At 67.2% G+C, this 18,195-nt stretch carries 17 protein-coding genes; 7 read left to right on the top strand and 10 right to left on the bottom strand.

All coding sequences use genetic code 11. The features are described from left to right. Nucleotides 1-26 precede the first annotated feature (26 nt). From CUTER_RS11770 to CUTER_RS11970, 3 genes are all read right to left on the bottom strand, one after another. Nucleotides 27-203: a hypothetical protein gene (locus CUTER_RS11770; protein WP_158408130.1), complete on the bottom strand. Its 177-nt coding sequence runs from the start codon at nucleotides 201-203 to the stop codon at nucleotides 27-29. A gap of 263 nt (nucleotides 204-466) precedes the next feature. Next, nucleotides 467-646, bottom strand: coding sequence for a hypothetical protein (locus CUTER_RS09590; RefSeq protein WP_047260238.1), 180 nt, complete (start codon nucleotides 644-646; stop codon nucleotides 467-469). A 77-nt stretch (nucleotides 647-723) separates the two neighbouring features. Further along, nucleotides 724-855, bottom strand: a complete 132-nt coding sequence (locus tag CUTER_RS11970) for a hypothetical protein (RefSeq protein ID WP_269079413.1) — start codon at nucleotides 853-855, stop codon at nucleotides 724-726. Between the two features lie 346 nt (nucleotides 856-1,201). On the opposite strand from CUTER_RS11970, the gene CUTER_RS09580 reads away from it, so the two are divergent. Together CUTER_RS09580 and purT are read left to right on the top strand one after the other, a co-directional pair. Then, entirely contained in the window at nucleotides 1,202-2,494 is a 1,293-nt protein-coding gene (locus CUTER_RS09580) for an adenylosuccinate synthase (protein WP_047260236.1), read from the top strand. Between the two features lie 26 nt (nucleotides 2,495-2,520). Further along, complete coding sequence (gene purT, locus CUTER_RS09575) at nucleotides 2,521-3,765, top strand: formate-dependent phosphoribosylglycinamide formyltransferase (RefSeq protein WP_047260235.1); 1,245 nt, start codon at nucleotides 2,521-2,523, stop codon at nucleotides 3,763-3,765. Here purT and CUTER_RS09570 read toward each other — a convergent pair. Both CUTER_RS09570 and CUTER_RS09565 read right to left on the bottom strand, forming a co-directional pair. Continuing rightward, a complete protein-coding gene (locus CUTER_RS09570) occupies nucleotides 3,762-4,226 on the bottom strand; it encodes a GNAT family N-acetyltransferase (protein WP_047260234.1) in 465 nt (154 codons plus the stop codon). The genes purT and CUTER_RS09570 overlap by 4 nt on opposite strands. A gap of 7 nt (nucleotides 4,227-4,233) precedes the next feature. Continuing rightward, complete coding sequence (locus CUTER_RS09565; RefSeq protein ID WP_047260233.1) at nucleotides 4,234-5,595, bottom strand: FAD-dependent oxidoreductase; 1,362 nt, start codon at nucleotides 5,593-5,595, stop codon at nucleotides 4,234-4,236. A 274-nt stretch (nucleotides 5,596-5,869) separates the two neighbouring features. On the opposite strand from CUTER_RS09565, the gene pta reads away from it, so the two are divergent. Both pta and CUTER_RS09555 read left to right on the top strand, forming a co-directional pair. Next, nucleotides 5,870-7,237: a phosphate acetyltransferase gene (gene pta, locus CUTER_RS09560; protein ID WP_047260232.1), complete on the top strand. Its 1,368-nt coding sequence runs from the start codon at nucleotides 5,870-5,872 to the stop codon at nucleotides 7,235-7,237. A gap of 4 nt (nucleotides 7,238-7,241) precedes the next feature. Further along, nucleotides 7,242-8,435: an acetate kinase gene (locus CUTER_RS09555; protein WP_047260231.1), complete on the top strand. Its 1,194-nt coding sequence runs from the start codon at nucleotides 7,242-7,244 to the stop codon at nucleotides 8,433-8,435. Between the two features lie 3 nt (nucleotides 8,436-8,438). Here the strand turns inward: CUTER_RS09555 and CUTER_RS09550 are convergent, their stop codons facing one another. Genes CUTER_RS09550 through CUTER_RS09540 form a run of 3 tightly spaced genes read right to left on the bottom strand, consistent with a single transcriptional unit; the run spans nucleotide 8,439 to nucleotide 13,416 of the window. After that, on the bottom strand, nucleotides 8,439-10,871 hold the full coding sequence (locus CUTER_RS09550; protein ID WP_047260230.1) for a serine/threonine protein kinase: 2,433 nt from the start codon (nucleotides 10,869-10,871) through the stop codon (nucleotides 8,439-8,441). After that, a complete protein-coding gene (locus CUTER_RS09545) occupies nucleotides 10,868-11,950 on the bottom strand; it encodes a glutamate ABC transporter substrate-binding protein (protein WP_047260229.1) in 1,083 nt (360 codons plus the stop codon). The genes CUTER_RS09550 and CUTER_RS09545 overlap by 4 nt, the downstream gene beginning before the upstream one ends. Then, nucleotides 11,950-13,416: a membrane protein gene (locus CUTER_RS09540; RefSeq protein WP_047260228.1), complete on the bottom strand. Its 1,467-nt coding sequence runs from the start codon at nucleotides 13,414-13,416 to the stop codon at nucleotides 11,950-11,952. The genes CUTER_RS09545 and CUTER_RS09540 overlap by 1 nt, the downstream gene beginning before the upstream one ends. An 82-nt stretch (nucleotides 13,417-13,498) precedes the next feature. On the opposite strand from CUTER_RS09540, the gene CUTER_RS09535 reads away from it, so the two are divergent. The 3 genes from CUTER_RS09535 (at nucleotide 13,499) to CUTER_RS09525 (ending at nucleotide 15,843) form a co-directional block, all read left to right on the top strand. Continuing rightward, entirely contained in the window at nucleotides 13,499-14,014 is a 516-nt protein-coding gene (locus CUTER_RS09535) for an NUDIX domain-containing protein (RefSeq protein WP_047260227.1), read from the top strand. A 114-nt stretch (nucleotides 14,015-14,128) separates the two neighbouring features. After that, nucleotides 14,129-15,052, top strand: coding sequence for an ABC transporter ATP-binding protein (locus CUTER_RS09530; protein ID WP_047260226.1), 924 nt, complete (start codon nucleotides 14,129-14,131; stop codon nucleotides 15,050-15,052). A gap of 5 nt (nucleotides 15,053-15,057) precedes the next feature. Further along, the gene (locus CUTER_RS09525; RefSeq protein ID WP_047260225.1) at nucleotides 15,058-15,843 is read left to right on the top strand and encodes an ABC transporter permease; all 786 of its coding nucleotides are present in this window, start codon (nucleotides 15,058-15,060) and stop codon (nucleotides 15,841-15,843) included. 21 nt (nucleotides 15,844-15,864) lie between these two features. On the opposite strand, the gene CUTER_RS09520 is transcribed toward CUTER_RS09525, so the two are convergent. Next, the gene (locus CUTER_RS09520) at nucleotides 15,865-17,370 is read right to left on the bottom strand and encodes a phospholipase D-like domain-containing protein (protein ID WP_047260224.1); all 1,506 of its coding nucleotides are present in this window, start codon (nucleotides 17,368-17,370) and stop codon (nucleotides 15,865-15,867) included. Beyond that, nucleotides 17,354-18,172 carry an exodeoxyribonuclease III gene (locus CUTER_RS09515; RefSeq protein WP_047260223.1) on the bottom strand — a complete coding sequence of 273 codons (819 nt, stop codon included), beginning with the start codon at nucleotides 18,170-18,172 and terminating at the stop codon, nucleotides 17,354-17,356. The genes CUTER_RS09520 and CUTER_RS09515 overlap by 17 nt, the downstream gene beginning before the upstream one ends. Between the last annotated feature and the right edge of the window lie 23 nt (nucleotides 18,173-18,195).

Here is an 18,195-nt window from a genome sequence, read left to right as displayed (position 1 = left end):
CTAAAACCACCGGCGTAGTCTCAGCGCTACTTGTTGGGGGCCGTCGAAGATAGCGAAAGGATCGGAAGGCGTCGAAGACGAAATAAAGCGCCAAAAAAGGACAAGACGATGAGCCCGATGGCGGTCGCCCAATCCAGCTGCCTGCCGATGGCAAACAGCGCGTACGCCTCGCAGGTCACCGTGACGAGCGCGAGGAAAGACATCGCAGCGAGATTGAGGCGATGGTATCCGGAGTTTCGCGGCGTCAGAGTGTGAAACAATGATAAACACCTGTCAGTGAGGCTTCTCCGATGGAGACAATTCCGGTGACATAAGCCGCGCATATGGCGGCGCCCACGCCGGTCGCGGCGGATGCACACGATCCACCACACATCGTGACGATGATCTTTGTAATCGCAGCCGTGACCCTCAATGTAGCCGCAAGGCAACCTTTTCTTTCCAGCCGAATGGCATCACGGCGGGAACTTCATCCCGCCACTTCTTGGCAGGACGTGCCGGTGGGTTGGCTGCTCATGAGCTTGCCGTCCTTGGAGTTTTCGAAGACGTAGTAATTAACCTGGTCAAGGACCACTCGGGTCTCGGCATGGTCGACGATTCCCAGATCAGTGTTCAAGATGTAGGTTGCCCACTGAGGCGGAGGGCTCATCACCTCTCATGGGCACGGTTACCCTGATGAATTGGTGGCCATTGATGTGGAGTCCGTTGATCGAAGCTCTGCGGAAGTCAAAATGATCCCAGATCGGAATGGGCATGAATGGCCTGGTTAGTAATGAGCTGCTCGACGGCGGTCAAGGCACCGTCCGCCAGGGTCACGTCCTCGCGGGCAGTGAGATGTGGTTGCTCGGTCGTGCTCACATGATTTGTGCGACACGTGAGGCTGAGGCTGCGGCGTCCGCGGGTGGGGCCCATCAGGCGGATACTGCCAGGCTAAGAGCCAGCAAAGTGGCGAAGCAGCGCATGGCCTTACCCTAACATAGGGTTAAGTAAATGCTGGGGAAAGAATAAGAGCAACCTTACAATCCCTCAGGATAGACGGTCTGGGAAGCGCAAAGGCTCTCGTGGGCGGTGACTGCGCCCTGGAGCGTCCACGCCGCCTAGCCTCACCCGGTGAGGCGAAAGCGAGTTCTCGCACAGGTATCCGGGCTATAGAATGAAGTCCCGGCCCGTTCCAGCACTACAGATTCGGAAGTGATCCAAGCTAATGGCAGCAATCGTGATCGTGGGCGCCCAGTGGGGCGACGAAGGCAAGGGTAAGGCTACCGATATCCTCGGTGGCCGTGTCGACTACGTGGTGAAGCCGAACGGCGGCAATAACGCTGGACACACCGTGGTCGTCGGCGGCGAGAAGTATGAGCTCAAGCTGCTGCCCGCCGGTATTCTCTCGGAGAACGCGGTGCCCGTGCTGGGCAACGGCGTCGTCATCAACCTGGAGGCCCTGTTTGACGAGATCGACGGTCTGGAGGCCCGCGGTGCGCAGGCGTCGCAGCGGCTGAAGATTTCGTCGAACGCTCACCTGGTGGCGCCGTACCACCAGGTCTTGGACCGGGTGCAGGAGCGCTTCCTGGGCAAGCGCGCGATTGGTACGACGGGGCGCGGCATCGGCCCCACCTATGCCGACAAGGTCGCCCGCATCGGCCTGCGCGTGCAGGACGTCTTCGACGAATCCATCCTGCGCCAGAAGATCGAGTCCGCGCTGGACATCAAGAACCAGATGCTGGTGAAGATGTATAACCGGCGAGCGATCGACCCGGAGCAGGTCGTTCAGTACTTCCTGTCCTACCGGGACCGCCTGGCCCCCATGGTCATCGAGAGTGAGCTGGTGCTCAACCAGGCGCTCGACGCCGGCAAGCACGTCCTCATGGAGGGCGGCCAGGCGACGATGCTCGACGTCGATCACGGCACGTACCCGTTCGTGACGTCGTCGAACCCGACCGCCGGCGGCGCCTGCGTCGGTTCCGGCGTCGGCCCGACGAAGATCACCAGCTCCCTGGGCATCATCAAGGCGTACACGACGCGCGTCGGCGCTGGCCCGTTCCCCACGGAGCTGTTCGACAAGTGGGGCGAGTACCTGCAGACCACCGGCGGCGAGGTGGGCGTCAACACTGGCCGCAAGCGTCGCTGTGGCTGGTACGACTCGGTCGTGGCCCGCTACGCCTCCCGCGTGAACGGCTTCACGGACCTCTTCCTCACGAAGCTGGACGTGCTCACCGGCATCGGCGAGATCCCCATCTGCGTCGCCTACGACGTCGACGGTGTCCGTTTCGATGAGATGCCCTCCAACCAGAGCGACTTCCACCACGCCGAGCCCGTCTACGAGACCATGCCGGCGTGGGACGAGGACATCACCGGATGCCGCACGTTCGACGAGCTGCCCGACAAGGCCCGGGACTACGTCCTGCGGCTGGAGGAGCTGTCGGGTTGCCGGATCTCCTACATCGGCGTCGGCCCGGGTCGTGACCAGACCATCGTCCGCCACGACGTTCTCGATAACTAAGCACCCGACAACCTAGGACTGCCACCATGAGTGACCCCGCCCTCACCCCCGCCAGCGACGGGCCGAACCCCACCCGCCGGATCGGCACGCCGCTGTCCGGCAACGCCACCAAGGTCCTGCTGCTGGGATCCGGGGAGCTGGGCAAGGAACTAGCTATTTCCTTCCACAGCTTGGGGTTGGAGGTGCACGCCGTCGACCGCTACGCCGACGCCCCGGCGCACCAGGTCACCCAGTTCCGTTACGTCGCGGATATCACCGACGCGGAGCAGGTGCGGTCCTTGATCCGGCGGATTCGCCCGCACTTCGTCATCCCCGAGATTGAGACGGTGGCGTGGGAGGTGCTGGAGGAGATTGAGGCGGAGGAGTCGGCCGTCGTCGTGCCTAACGCCCGCGCCTGCCGCCTCAACGGCGACCGCGAGGACATGCGGACGACGGCCCGCCAGTTGGGGCTGCCCACCACCGCCTACGCCTTCGCCACCACGTTGGAGGAGTTCCGGGCGGCGTTCGACGAGCTCGGCTACCCCTGCGTGGCCAAGCCGGCGGTGTCGTCGTCGGGGCGACGCCACGTCATCGTCGAGTCTGCCGACGACGTGGAGGCGGCCTGGTCCCGCGTCTACCTGCCGCGCGCCGGGGTCGACGAAGCGGTCGCGGTGGAGCGTTTCGTCGACTTTGACTTCGAGGTCACCATCCTGGCGGTGCGCTCCATCGACCCCGAAACCGGGGAGCTGGCGACGTGGTTCAGCGAGCCGATCGGCTCCCGGCACTCCGGCGGGGTCCTCGCCGAGAGTTGGCAGCCGAGCTACCTCAGCGAAGCGGCCAGCGACAACGCCCGTTCGGTGGCCGCCCGGATCTCGAACGCGCTCGGCGGGCGAGGGGTGTACGGCGTGGACCTCTTCGTCTCTGGCGACGAGGTGTACTTCTCCTCCGTGTCCCCGCGCCCCCACGGGGCGGGGATGGTGACGCTGGCGTCGCAGCGCTTCTCCCAATTCGACCTGCACGCCCGGGCCATCTTGGGCATGCCCATCGACGTCACGCTGACCAGCCCTGGCGCCATGGCCACCCTTACGGGGGATAAGGAGTCCCGCGAGGTGTCCTTTACCGGGCTGGCGGAGGCGTTGGCCGTACCGGAGACGCAAGTGCGGCTGTTCGGCAAGCCGACGACGTACCCGGGCCGCCAGATGGGCGTGGTCCTCACCACGGCGGAGACCGTCGACCAGGCACGCGAGAACGCCGCCCGGGCCGCGGGCCTCATGGCGGTCGACGCCCGCTAGCGGGCCGGCAGGCGCATCCAGGTGTGGAGGATGCCGGCGTCGTCGAAGGGTTCGTCCTCCCGGGCGTAGCCGTAGCGCTGCTCGTAGTACTCGGCGAGCGCGAGCTGCGCGGCGATGAGGATGTCACGCTCCGGCCACCGCGCGCGGGCCTCGTTCAGCGCCGCTGCCATGATGCGCTCGGCGAGCCCGGTGCCGCGGTGCGACGGGGCGACCACGAAGCGGCCAATGCAGGACGCCGGGCCCGCGACGGAATCGAGGGGAAACACGCGCGCGGTGCCCACGACACGGCCGGCGTCGCGGGCCACCACGTGGACGGTGTCCTCCCGGGCGTCGACGCCGTCGAGCTCCGGGTAGGCGCACTGCTGCTCGACGACGAACACGTCGCAGCGCAGCCGAAAAAGGTCGTGCACCTCCGTGGCGGAGAGATCCCGCAGGGGAGCGACGTGAAGCGACGGAGCCATCGGCGGGCTAGTCCTGCGGGCCGGAGTGGGCGAGCATGTCGTCCCACTCGACGATCTTCTTGCGCTCGCGGCCTTCGGCCTCGCCGAGGGCGCGCTCGGCGGCGTCGAGCCGGTACCAGCCGTCCCACGTGGTGATGGGGTGACCCTTGGCCGCGAAGAACTCGCGGACGTCCTCGCGGGTGCGCTTGGTGGCGGGGGTGAGCCGGCCGGCCTGGTAGTCCGCCACGAGCATGGTGACGGTGTCCTTGGCGTCGGACTTCGTGTTGCCGATGAGGCCCACGGGGCCGCGCTTGATCCAGCCGGTGGCGTACAGGCCTTCGATGATGGAGCCGCCGAAGGAGTCGAGGACGTGGCCCTCGTCGTTGGGGATGACGGCGCGGTCGTCGTCGAAGGGCACACCCTCGACGGCGTCGGAGCGGTAGCCCACCGCCCGGTAGACGGCCTGCACGTCCCAGGTGGTGAAGGTGCCGGTGCCGGTGACGCCGCCGGCGCCGTCGAGCTCCATGCGCTCGGTCTTGAGCCCGACCACCTTGCCGTCCTCGCCGAGGATCTCGGTGGGGGACTCGAAGAAGTGGATGAACAGCTTATGCGGGGCGCCCTTCGGCTCGCGCATGGCGTAGCCTTCGAGGGTCTGGCACACCAGGTCGACGGACTTCGCGCCGCGCCGGGCGGCCTCGGAGGCCTCGTCGTAGTCGATGTCCTCGGGGTCGACGATGACCTCGATGGTGGGGGAATGGTCCAGCTCCTTGAGCTCCAGCGGGGTGAACTTCGCCTGCGCCGGACCACGACGGCCGAAGACGTGGATCTCCGTCGCGGCGTTCTTGCCGAGGCCGCCGTAGACGTTGTCCGGGATCTCGGTGACGTGCAGCTCGTCGGCGGTCTTGGCGAGGATGCGGGAGATATCGAGGCCGACATTACCGACACCGATGACGGCGACCTTTTCCGCGGTGAGGTCCCAGTCGCGGGTGAAGTCCGGGTTGCCGTCGTAGAAGCCGACGAACTCGGCGGCGCCGAAGTGGCCGTCGAGCTCCGCACCCGGGATGTTGAGGTCCCGGTCCGCTACCGCGCCGGTGGCGAAAATGATCGCGTCGTAGAACTCACGAAGCTCCTCGACGGTGACGTCCTTACCGACCTCGATGTTGCCGAATAAATTAATCTCCGGGCGGTCCAGGACATTATGCAAAGACTTTACGATGCCCTTGATGCGCGGGTGATCCGGGGCCACGCCGTAGCGGATGAGGCCGAAGGGCGCGGGCATCTTTTCGTAGAGGTCGATCTCCACGTCGAGCTCGGACTTAATGAGCAGGTCGGAGGCGTAAATGCCGGCGGGGCCGGCGCCGACGACGGCGATGCGGGCTGGTGAAGTCATGGAGACGGAACGCTACCTTTCCGCGCTTCTACGAAAGCGCGATTGACGTGGTCTGGAATGAAGGTTGCCCCAAGTGTACTAGCCGGCTGGGCCATCCCCATTCCGCTCGGGCGCCGTCCAGGGCGCTGTCCGGGCATCACCTCGGGCGCTGTCCCGGGCGCTGTTGGGACGGTGCGCCGTGACCCTGGCCTTCGATGCCTCGCACGCGTCGACGAACCTGGAATAGAATGACGGATTGGAACTAATTCCGTAGGTAGAGAGGCTCTTTTCCCCCATGTCACATCACCGTTGCCTGCTCCTGACCGTAGTGGGCCGTAACTTCGACGGCCTGGAACTCGACGCGTTGGCGCAAGCACACAACCTCACGCACATTGACATTACTGCTCATGGCGCCACCGTTGATGACGTCCTCAACACCATCGACCGGGAGGCGGAGGCCCTCTACGTCGGATCCGGCAACCAGTCCCTCGACGCCCGGGTGGCCGCGGCGCTCGGCGCGCCGATGGTCATCGTCAACGAGCGCCACGGTGTCCACGTGGACCTGTTCGTCGCCCAGGCGGAGAAGCTCGGCGCCGTCGTTGCGGAGACCTGCAACGTCACCGAGCTGCCGGGCGCCGTCGAGCGGGCCCTGGCGACCCCGGCCCAGCCGGTGATGTCGCCGTCGATGTACGGCCACATCCTCGCCAGCAAGGCCCGGGAGGCCAAGAGCCACATCGTCCTGCCGGAGGGCAGCGACGACCGCATCCTCCAGGCGGCCGACCAGATCCTCCGCCGGGGCATCGCTGAGCTGACGATCCTCGGCGACGAGCGGGACATCACGCTGCGCGCGGCCGCGCAGCACCTCGACCTGTCGAAGGCCCACATCATCGACCACCTCGCCTCCCCGCTCGCCGAGGAGTTCGCCCGCGACTTCGCTGAGCTGCGCAAGGCCAAGGGCGTCACGCTGGAGCAGGCTCGGGAGACCATGAAGGACCTCTCCTACTTCGCCACGATGATGGTGCACAAGGGCCTCGCCGACGGCATGGTGTCCGGCGCGGTGAACACCACCGCCCACACCATCCGCCCGGCGTTCCAGATCATCAAGACCCGCCCGGGTATCTCCGTGGTGTCCTCCGTCTTCCTCATGGTCATGCGCAAGCGCCTGTGGGCGTTCGGCGACTGCGCCGTCAACCCCAACCCCACCGCGGACCAGCTCGGCGAGATCGCTGTGGCCTCCGCTGACACTGCTGCCGCGTTCGGCATCGACCCGCGAGTGGCCATGCTGTCCTACTCCACGGGCACGTCGGGCTCCGGCCCGGACGTTGACCGGGTGGTCGCCGCCGTCGAGAAGGCGCGTAGCATCAACCCGGGCCTCAAGCTTGAGGGTCCGATCCAGTTCGACGCCGCCATCGACCCCGTCGTCGCGGCCCAGAAGCTGCCGAACTCCGAGGTTGCCGGCCAGGCCAACGTCTACATCTTCCCGGACCTGGAGGCGGGCAACATCGCGTACAAGGCCGTCCAGCGCACCGCGGGCGCCCTGGCGGTGGGCCCGATCCTTCAGGGCCTGAACAAGCCGGTCAACGACCTCTCCCGAGGCGCCACCGTCCCCGATATCGTTAACACCGTCGCCGTCACGGCGATCCAAGCAGGAGGCAAGAAGTAACCCCATGTCCTACGTACTCGTCATCAACTCGGGCTCTTCGTCGATCAAGTTCCAGATTGTTGACCCCACCGCGGGCGCGGAGCAGGATCCCCTCGCCTCCGGCGTGGTGGAGCAGATCGGTGAAGCCTCCGGTTCCATCACCGTCAAGCATGCCGGCGACAAGACCAAGAAGGAGATGGCCTTCGCCAACCACACCGAGGGTCTGACCACGGTCATCGAGGAGCTCGACGCCATCGGCTGCGGCCCGGCGCAGGTTGAGCTCATCGCCGTCGGCCACCGCGTGGTTCACGGCGGCACCACCTTCGGCGAGCCGGTGCTCATCGACGACGCGGTCGTCGAGGACCTCAAGAAGCTCATTCCGCTGGCCCCGCTGCACAACCCGGCGAACATCGACGGCATCGTCGTCGCCCGCCAGCAGCTTCCCGACATCCCGCACGTGGCTGTGTTCGACACTGGCTTCTTCGCCGAGCTGCCGGCCGCCGCCGCGACGTACCCGATCGCGGCCGAGGTCGCCGAGGAACACCAGATCCGCCGCTACGGCTTCCACGGCACCTCCCACGAGTACATCGCCTCGCAGGTTCCGGAGCTGCTCGGCAAGCCGGCCGAGGACGTTAACCACATCACCCTGCACATCGGCAACGGCGCCTCCGCCTCCGCCGTGCGCGGGGGGCACCCCATCGACACCTCGATGGGCATGACCCCGCTCGCCGGACTGGTGATGGGCACCCGCTCGGGTGACATCGACCCCGGCATCATCTTCCACCTGCTGCGCACCGCTGACATGGACGTCGACGCTGTCGACAACCTGCTCAACAAGCGCTCGGGCATGAAGGGCATGTGCGGCTCCAATGACCTCCGCGAGGTCCACGCCGCCGCCGACGCCGGCAGCGAGGAGGCCCAGCTGGCGCTCGACGTCTACATCACCCAGCTGCGTCGCATCCTCGGCGCGTACATGATCGAGCTGGGCCGGGTCGACGCCATCGTGTTCACCGCCGGCGTGGGCGAGAACGACGCCGTCGTGCGCGCCGATGCGCTGAAGAACCTGGAGATGTACGGCATCGTCATCGATGAGGAGCGCAACGCCACCCGCGGCGACGGCGCCCGCCTGATCTCCACCGACGACTCCGCCGTCAAGGTGTTCGTCGTCCCGACGAACGAGGAGCTGGCGATCGCCCGCAAGGCCGCCGCCTTCGCCTAAGCGCTAGAACCAGGTGACGGGGCGCACCTGGTTAGCCATATCCACCAGCGCGTAGCGGTGCTTCGGCGACGGCGCCACCCGCGCCTGCCGCCGCAGCGCCCCCGCCAACGCGGTGCGCAGCCCCCGCTCGGAGAAGGGATAGTCGAAGAGATTGTTCTTCGACGCCGCCTTGCGCAGCCCCTTGGACTGCAGGAACTCCAGCGCAGCCGAGAGCACCGCGATCTTGATCTGCAAGAACCTAGGCTCGCTGAGGGGGATCTCCTCCAGGCGCCGGGCCGCCCGCCGGATCCGGGATTCGCTCAGCCCCGCCCCGATGAGTTCGAGGATGGTCGTCAGCTTCGCCATCCGGTGGTGCCGCGACCCCGCCGGCACCCGGTCGAGCGCCTGCACCGCCATCTCCGTGAGCCCCTCCGCCACGAGCTGGCGCGAGAGGCCGAAGGCGCTCGACACCGTCGTGGGGTTGGTCGCCCACACCATGCCGTAGAGCCGCATGGCGTGGAAGCGCAGGAGCTTCGGGTCGGTGGTCAGGTGGGACCAGATGTCGTCGGTGTAGCGGTCGAAGAAGGCGTTGTCGATGTCCGCGAGGGATTCCCCCAGGCCCGAGGCGGTGCGCGCCACCCGGGGCGTCATCAGCTGGGTGTGCTGCATGTCGGAGACCTGGAGGATGAGCTCGTCGACGGCCGCGAGCGCCAACTTGGGCGCCGCCTCGCCGGGCAGGATGGACAGAACCTCGTTGAAGTGCATCTGCGCATCGGTGTAGTCGTCGAGCAGAAGCGCCGTCACCCCCGCGTACCACTGGTAGCGCCAGTCGGTGACGAAGCGCTCGCCGAGCGACGCCAGCCAATTCTTCGCCTGCGACGTCAGTCCCAGGTCGAGCATCGCTCGGACCACGCCCAGCGGAATCTCCGCCGAGTGCTGGTATTCCTCGGTCTGCATCGCCTGGCGCATGGTCTCCAGCGCTTCCTGCGGCTCGGTGTAGGAGAAACCCTGCAGCATTGGGGCGCCGACGTCGTTGCGGTCCAGCAGTGGGGTGGGCAGGGCGGCGACGACCTCGTCCGGGGTGATCCGGATGGTTCGGTCGATGCCGTCAATGAGCTGATCGGTGCGAAACACCAGGTGCTTGGTGCCGAAGGTGGTGCGCTGCGGGGAGAACAGGGCGTGCTGTGCCGGGTGGTAGGTGCCGTCGCGCAGGGCGATGACCTCCCGGAGCACCCCGTAGAGCTGACCCTCCAGCTCAGCGACGGAGGCGAAGCGGCGCGCCGGGTTGGGGTCTGTAGCCCGCTTGAGCAGGCGGTAAAAGGAGAGGTAGCGGCGCAGCGTCGGGTCCGACGACGGCGACGGCAGGCCGGGCAGGTACACCCCGTCCTCGACGGGCAGCGCGATGGTCAACGCCGCCAACGTCCGGCCGATCGTGTAGATATCGGAGGCGATCGTCGGGCCATGCTGGGCGACGTCGGGTGCCTGGAAGCCCTTGGTTCCGTAGATGTAGCCATAAGACCCGATACCCGACACCGCGCCGAGGTCAATGAGCTTGACCTGGTCCTCGGTGACGATGATGTTGTCCGGCTTGAGGTCGTTGTACACGACGCCGCGGGAATGGAGGTAGTCCAGGGCGGGCAAGATCTCCAGGATGTAGCCGATGGCCACGTCGATGGGCAGCAGGTGGCCCTCCTGGGCGTTGCGCCGGGCGCGCAGCGACGGCCCGCCCACGTACTCCATGACGATGAAGCCACCGGGCACGCGGGGATCATCGATGAAGTTGAAGATCTTGACGATGCCCGGGTGGGTGATGCCGGCCAAAAACTCCCGTTCCGCGCCGGCTGCGGCGGTCTCCTCGGCGGACTTCTCCGACAGCATCCCCTTCAGCACCACGAGGCGTCCGGAGACGTGGTGGTCGTAGGCCAGGTAGATCCACCCCATGCCGCCGTGGGCGATGACCCCGAGGATCTCATACTGGTCCGCGACGGTATCCCCCGGGGTGAGCTGCGGCAGTGGAATGTTGTGTTCGGCGTGGATGGCCGACGGGTCCTTGAGGACGTTGGCCGGCTCGGTGGGCGGGATGAAGGGCAGCTCGACCATGCCGTCGGCCACCGGGCGCGTGGCGCGGGCCGCGCCGTGGCGGGAACGAAACGTCGTCAGCGCCTCGCGCCGGGCTCGCTCGGAGGCGTCGTTGGGGGCGTCGCGCAGCTGACCGAGGTCCTTGAGCAGTTCGGCGAGGTCATCGTCGCCGAGCTCCTCGTCGTCCTCATCGTCGTCGGCGAAGGGGTCGAAGGCCACCGCCGAGGTGTGACCGACCACGGTGGCGGAGGTGGCCGGGTCGTGGTGGACGGCCTCGGTGCCGCCGCTTTCGCCGTCCTGATACGTCGGGTCGTCGTCGGCGAAGGGATCGAAGACCACAGCTTCAGTGAGCTGGTTTTCCTTCCGCTGAGTGCTCACGGGGTATCCACCTCTTCTCCGGGGTCGGCGGGTGTCGCCGGCTCCCGGGCGTAGACCGGGGCCGGGGGATGGTAGTAGGTCAAGGCGTCGTCGAACCAGCGGTTATACAGCTTCTCCCAGGTGCCGTCGGTGCGGATACGCTCCAAGGTGGCGTTGACCTGACGCACCAGGTTCTGGCGCTCAGGCGTGGTGGCCAGAGGCATGATGGCGCCGTAGTGTTCGGTGGTCGCCGGCGTGCCGGCCATCTCGGTAAACAGGTCCTGGTCTGCGATGCCGCTGAGGATGGCGTCGTCGCCGAAGATGGCGTCGACCTGCCCCTGCTGGAGGGCGAGGAGGCAGTCGGACCAGCGTCGTACCGTGAGCACCGTCACCTCGTCGACGAGTGCCGGCAGGACATCCAGCGACGTGGAGCCGGCGGCGACGCACACGCGGTGGTGGGTGAGGTCTTGGTAGCCGCGGATGGCGGAATCGGTAGGTAGCAGCAGTCGCTTCGTCGCGGTGAGGTACGGGGCGGAGAAGGTGACAGACTCGGCGCGTTCGGGGGTGATGGTCATGGCGCGGAGGATCACGTCGACCTGCCCGTCGTTGAGAACGCCGGCAAGGTCGTCGGAGTGGATGAAGCGGAAGTCCACCGCGTTCGGGTCGCCGAAGATGTCGCGGGCGATCTCCCGGCCGAGGGCCACCTCGAATCCCTCCAGCCGGCCGCTGACCGGGTTGCGGAAGGACAGGCGGTTTTGGGACTGGTCGATGCCGACGATGAGCCGCCCGCGTTCGACGATCCTCGGCACGAGCTCGCCAGGCGGCCGGCCATCAGGGGCGATGGTGGGGACCGGTTCGTCGGGACTCCGGTGTTCGGCGCGGTCACTGAAGTGAATGAGTTCGCTGCCGGCGGGCAGCGGCATCCCCGGGTCGGAGGGGCCAGAGGCGTCGATCCCGCCGGCGCTGGCGATGAAGTCTTCGTCGAGCGCCGGCGCGGCGCACCCCACCAGCCCCGCGGCCCCGAATAGCAGGGCAGCGCCGACGCCCGCCACGATGCAGCGGGGGCGGCGGGGGTGGCGCGGGCAGCGGGGGCGGCGCATCACAGGTACTCCTGTAGCCGGGCGCGGATGCCGAACGCCACCGAGAGCACCGCCGCGAGGGAAAGCAGAAACACCGCCGTGGCGACGGTGGTGGTGGCGTCACGGCCCCCGGCGATGAAGGAGCGCATGGTGATCCGGGCATCGTTGATGAGGGCGCTGAGCTGGCGATCCAGGGTCGTTGCCGAGCGCGCCACCGAGGGCACCCCGTCGTCCGCGGAGCCGGCGGTGACCAGCCGGGAGCCTTCGTCGAAGTCGCCGCGCTCCAAGGTGTCGAGGTAGGCGTCGTGCGCCTCACCCCAGTCCTCGAGGGCCTGCCGGGCGCGCTCGATGTGGGCGGTGGTGGCCGTCGACGGCTCGACGGCGGGCCGGGCCTCCACGGCGTCGAGGGCGGCGTGGGTGGCCTGGGCCATCTCCTCGAAGGACACGGCGGTGTCGCCGGCGCTCTCGCGGCGCATGAGGGCGAAGGTCTCCGTCGTCTGGGTCTGCTGGGCGAGAATACGCGCAGTGGTGAGCGCCTCCCAGGGGTGCGAGGCTTGCTGGAAGCCCACCGACCCGGATTGCCACGTCATGAAATTAGAGGCGGACACCCACACGATCGCGACGATCATGAAGATGGTGGCCAGGCCGAAACCCCGGTTGAGCCGACGCCGGGTGGCGCGGTACAGGCCCCACTGCGCCAGGATGAGGAAGACAACCGCGGCGAGCAGCCCCGACAAGGGTATCCACTGCGGCGTGGTCAGGGCCTTCTGGTCGTGGGAGACGTGGGCCGAGGTGATCTGGAAGAGCTCGGCGGCCGCGGGCAGGAGCGTGCCCCTCATGAGCTCCGAGGCGTTGGCCATGTAGGTCACGCCCACCGGGTTTCCCAATCGGCTGTTCGTGCGGGCCGTCTCCACCATCCCGGTATAGACCGGCAACTGACGTTGGATAGTGGACACGAGCTCCCCAATGCGGGGGTTGGCCGGGTCGACACCCGTCGCCGACTGGGTCGCCGCCACCGCCGCCTGGTCGATCTGCCGGTAGTAGCGGTTGAGCTGCTCGCTCGACTCGGCGCCGTCGGCGACGAAGCCGCTGGTAGCGATCGTGTCCGCCAGCGACAAACTGGTGTAGAGATTGTGGGCCGCGAAGTTCAGCGGCTCGGTCTGGGTGAGCAACTCGTCGAGGCCCTGCTGCCGCTGGGCCGACGACTGGGACATGGAGAAACCCGCCGCGAGGATCGCCATCGCTAGCACGATCGTGGTGGCCAGCATTTTCCCCGGGGTGGTGGCCAGGAAGGAATAGGCGAGCCGGAGCCGGCCAAAAGGGACGCTGAGGGTATCGTGCACCACCCCGAACCAGCGGGCGCTGCGGGTATCGCGGGGGGCGTCCTGCTCCGCGCTGACCGTGTCCAGCCAATCATCGTCCAACGAGTCCGCCGGGGCGGAAGGCTCTGCGCCGGCCGGACGCAAGGCGCTTCGGGACGAGATCATTCTCTCACTTTAACGTGACCTATCCCACCGTGCTAGCGTCTGGGCCGCCTCGCTGCGCCCCCACACGGTAGGGTGGAAGGCCATGAACGGCGACGGAAACGGCTGGGCGGCGGGCCCCAACGGCGCCCGCCTGTGGGGACGATTCGGCGCGGCGGGACTGCTGCTCGTCGCCCCGCACACCGGGGAGATCCTCCTCCAGCACCGAGCGCCCTGGACCGCGTGCGGAGGAACGTGGGCCCTGCCCGGGGGCGCCCGCGACTCCCACGAAAGCCCCGCCGACGCCGCCGTACGTGAGGCCGTCGAGGAGACCTCCCTCGCCCCGGGGCTGCTGCGCATCCATAAGGTGGTCACCACTGCCGGGCCGTTCGACGCGGACCCCGCCCGCCCGGAGCTCGCCGGCGGATGGACGTACTCGACGGTGATCGCCACCACGACGACGCAACAGCCGCTCGCGGTGGATCCGAACGAGGAGTCCCTGGAACTGCGCTGGGTCCACCACGATGAGGTTGCCGGCTACCCGCTGCTGCCCGCCTTCAGCGAAGCCTGGGAGACGCTGGCGGACGAGGTACGGCTGCTGTGCGAGAAAGGCCGCCACTAAGCGGGGCGTGGGCGCGGTGCACCCGGGCCTGCGCCGCGCGGTGCGCAGTTTGGTGGGCACCGTCGGGCGTCGACGGCCAGCGCGCCGGCCGGTGCCTGTGAGACAATCGAACGCATGATTGAGGTCACCGGTCTTAGCAAGACGTACGGCCGGGTCACCGCGGTAAAGGACTTGTCCCTCACCGTCCGCCCCGGCACCATCACCGGCTTCCTCGGGCCCAACGGCTCCGGGAAGTCCACCACGATGCGGATGATCGTGGGGCTCGACCGGCCCGACGCCGGCGAGGCGCTCATCAATGGCGTGCCCTATCGAAAGCTCAAGCAACCGCTGCGGGTGGTGGGCACCCTGCTCGACGCGACAGCGGTCCACCCCCGGCGCTCCGCCCGAGACCACCTAGCGTGGATCGCCCACTCCAACGGCCTACCCGCAGAACGCATCGACAAGGTCCTCAGCCTGGTAGGCCTGGTCGACGTCCAGCACAAGAAAGCGGGCGGGTTCTCCCTGGGCATGTCGCAGCGCTTAGGCCTCGGGGCGGCGTTGCTGGGAGACCCGGAGGTCCTCATCCTCGACGAGCCCATCAACGGACTCGACCCGGTGGGCATCCGGTGGATGCGTACTCTGCTCAAGCAGCTAGCGGGGCAGGGCCGGGCCGTGCTCGTCTCCTCCCACCTGCTCGCCGAGATGGCGCATACCGCCGACGACCTCATCATCATCGGCCGCGGGCGCCTGCTCGCGCAGACCACCGTCCACCAATTCACCTCCGAGAACACCGGGCACCGGGTGGTGGCCCGCACCCCGGACATGGACCGCCTGCGCGACGTCCTGGCGCGGGAGAACATCACCGCCGAGGCAGGCGTCGACGCCGACGGGCGCGCCATCCTCACCATTTCCAACGCCAGCTCCGACGCCGTCGGCGCGCTCGCCTTCAACGCCGGAGTACAGCTGTCCGAGCTGTCGTCGTATACCGGTTCGCTGGAGGATGCGTACCTGCGGATGACGTCGGACGCGGTGGACTACAACGCTCAGATGGAGGCTTAAGAGTCGTGTTCGTTCACGTTTTACACGCGGAGTGGACCAAGCTGCGCACCACCGCCAGCTTCTGGTGGATCATGGTGTCCTACATGGTGTGTTGCCTCTTCGGGATGATTGTGCGGATCCGCGCCATGTCTCATTCCCATAGCTTCAGAGGGGACCACCCGGGCCTTGAGGAGTTCGTGCTGATCAACGCCTCGGACGCCATCGCCGCCGTCCCCGTCTTTCTCGCCGTGTTCCTGTATCTCGCGGCCGCCCACATGGTGACCAACGAATATCGCCACAACCTGCCACGGCTGACCTACCTCGCCACACCGAAGCGTTGGATGGTCGCCGCAGCCAAGGCTGTGCTGTTCATGGCGATCGCCGCTGGCGTCGTCACACTCATGATCGTGACGGGTTATCTCATGGGCCCCGTGGTGGGCCACACCGCACCCAAGGTTTTCGGTAACCTATTCGCCCACTCCGTCGCATGGCGGCCGTTGTGGGTCGCTCCGCTGGGCGTCGCGCTGGCGTGCCTCATGATGCAGGGGGTGGCGTGGATTGTGCGTTCGACGGCAAGTACCTCCATCATCGTGTTGCTATGGGTGATGGGTATTGACCGGGCGGTGGTGTTCCTCCCTGATATCGGCATCGACCTGCATCAGTATCTGCCCTTAGTTAATCTCAGCAACGCCGTGAGCAGCACGAGCCTCATCGTGACGAAACCCTGGTGGTGGTCGCTGGCCGTTCTGGCGTGCTGGGCGGTGGCGGTGTGGGCCGTCGGTGTGGCCCTGCTGGAGCGGCGCGACGCCTAAGCGGGCTGTTCACGGGGGCGCCTATTGCAGCGCCGAGGACAACTTGGCCACGTTGTCCACGTAGCGGCGTGCCCAGCTCCGCCGCTCCCACTTCGCGGCGGTGAGGTGGTGGGACACCGCCATGTAGTTTTCTGCCAGCTCGGTGAACTGGGCGATGAGGTTGCCCTGGGCGACGAGCACCGTCGCCTCGTAGTTCAGCCCGAAGGAGCGCATGTCCAGGTTGGAGGAGCCGAAGGTGGCGAGCGGGTGGCCGGTGGTGCCGTCGCCGGCGGGATCCGCGATGAGGAACTTCGAGTGCAAAACGTAGGGTTCCGGGAACTCGTGGATTCTGATTCCTGCTTCCAGCAGCGTGTGGTAGTAGGAGGACTGGGCGTGTTCCACGAGGAACTGATCGGCCTGTTCGCTGACGAGGAGGTCCACCTGGACCCCGCGGTAGGCGGCGGTGGTGACGGCTTCGAGGACTGACTCGTCGGGGATGAAGTAGGGCGAGCAGATGATGAGCCGGGTGGTCGCGTGGTGGATGATCGAGGTGAACATCCGCAGGTTCGGCTCGGTGGTGTAGCCCGGCCCGGAGGGGATGAGCTGGAGCAGGTTCTCGTCGCCGGGGCGCCCGCCGACGTCGTGCTGGGCGGGGATATCGAGAGCCTCCCCGGATTCGGTGTACCAGTCCACGGCGAAGACATTCTCGATGGAGGCGACGATGGGCCCCGTCAGCTCCACGAGGTAGTCGATCCACTGGCGGCCCGCGCGCCGGTTGGCCCGCATGAGGTAGCTGCGGTCGATCATATTGATGGAGCCGAGGAAGGCGACGTCGTTGTCGACGATAATCATCTTGCGGTGATTGCGCAGGTCAGGGCGTCGGAAGCGGCCGCGCCAAGGGGCCAGGGGAAGCATGTAGTGCCAGTCGACGCCGATGTCGTCGAGCCGGGCCCCGAGGTCCTTGAAACCGGGGTACTTCAGCGAGCCGATCTGGTCGAAGAGGAGCCGCACCGTCACCCCGCGGTCGACGGCGCGGGCCAGGGACTGGAAGAAGACGTCCGTCGTCTCGTCCCACGCCATGATGTAGATCTCGGCGTTGACGGTGTGAGTGGCGGTGTCGATGACGTCGGCGACGCGCGCGATGGCGTCGTCGTAGTCCGTGTGGACCCCGAGGTTGTGGCCCCACACGGCGGGGAACCCGGTCAGTTCCCGGTTGAGGCGCGTGATCGAGGCGACCTCGCGGGGCAGGGTGACGTCCTCGGGGGCGTTGGGGGTGTGGGCCTGGACGTCGTCGATCATCGCGCTGGCTTCCTGCTGGATGCGGTGCCGGCGCCGGTTGATATACGGCGATCCCATGAGCAAGAACAGCGGCAGGCCGATGAAGGGCACGAGGAGGATGAGCAGCAGCCAGGCGTTTGCCGAGCTGGGACGCCGGCCTTCCGGGACGATGCCGAGGGCGGCGACCTTGATGCTGTAATCAATACCCATGCCGATCAGCTGCCACGGCTTCACCCGGGCGAGGCGACGCCAGCTAGCGGACCGAGTCATAATCTGCTGCCTCCTGGTAGTCGACGACGACGGGCGCGTGGTCGGAGGCACCAGCCTGGGCGCGCTCCTTGACGTCGACGAACGCGGCCCGGGCCGTCGCCGCCAGGGGCGCCGAGGCGAACTGGAAGTCGATGCGCATGCCTTCGTCCTTGCCGAAACGCCCGGCCTTGTAGTCCCAGTAGGTGTACCGCTGCGCCGCCAATGAACGCGTCACCTCCCGAAGGCCGGACTCCTCGACCATCTGGAAAGCGGCCCGCTCGGGCTCGGTGACGTGGGTGGCCCCGGCGAAGGCGGCCATGTCCCACACGTCCTCATCGCGCGGGGCGACGTTGAAGTCGCCCATGATGGCGAAACGACGGGCGGGATCCGTCGTCTCCTGCTCGCAGAAGCGGGCCAGCGCGTAGTAGAAGGCGAGTTTGTAGTCGTAGTGCCGGTCGCCGATCTGCCGGCCGTTCGGCACGTACAGGCTCCACAAGCGCACACCGCCACACGTGGCACCCACCGCGCGGGCCTCCCGATGCTGCGGCTTCTGCGGGTCTTTGGCAAACCCCGGCTGCCCGGGGAAATGGTCGGCCACGTCGCTAAGGCCCACGCGGGAGGCGATGGCCACCCCGTTGTACTGGTGATAGCCGACGTGGGCGACCTCGTAGCCGGCCTCTTCGAAGGCGAGGTAGGGGAACTTATCGTCCGAGCACTTCGTCTCCTGCATAGCGAGGACGTCGACGTCGTGGCGGGCGAGGAAGCCCGTCACCCGATCTGCCCGCGTCCTCACCGAGTTCACATTCCACGTGGCGATGCGCATAGCAGTCACAGTACCTGCTGAAG

This window comes from Corynebacterium uterequi (assembly GCF_001021065.1).
In the GTDB taxonomy this organism is placed as follows: Bacteria; Actinomycetota; Actinomycetes; order Mycobacteriales; family Mycobacteriaceae; genus Corynebacterium; species Corynebacterium uterequi.
The sequence above is the reverse complement of the archived record's forward strand: the minus strand, read 5'-3'. Positions and strand labels throughout refer to the sequence as shown.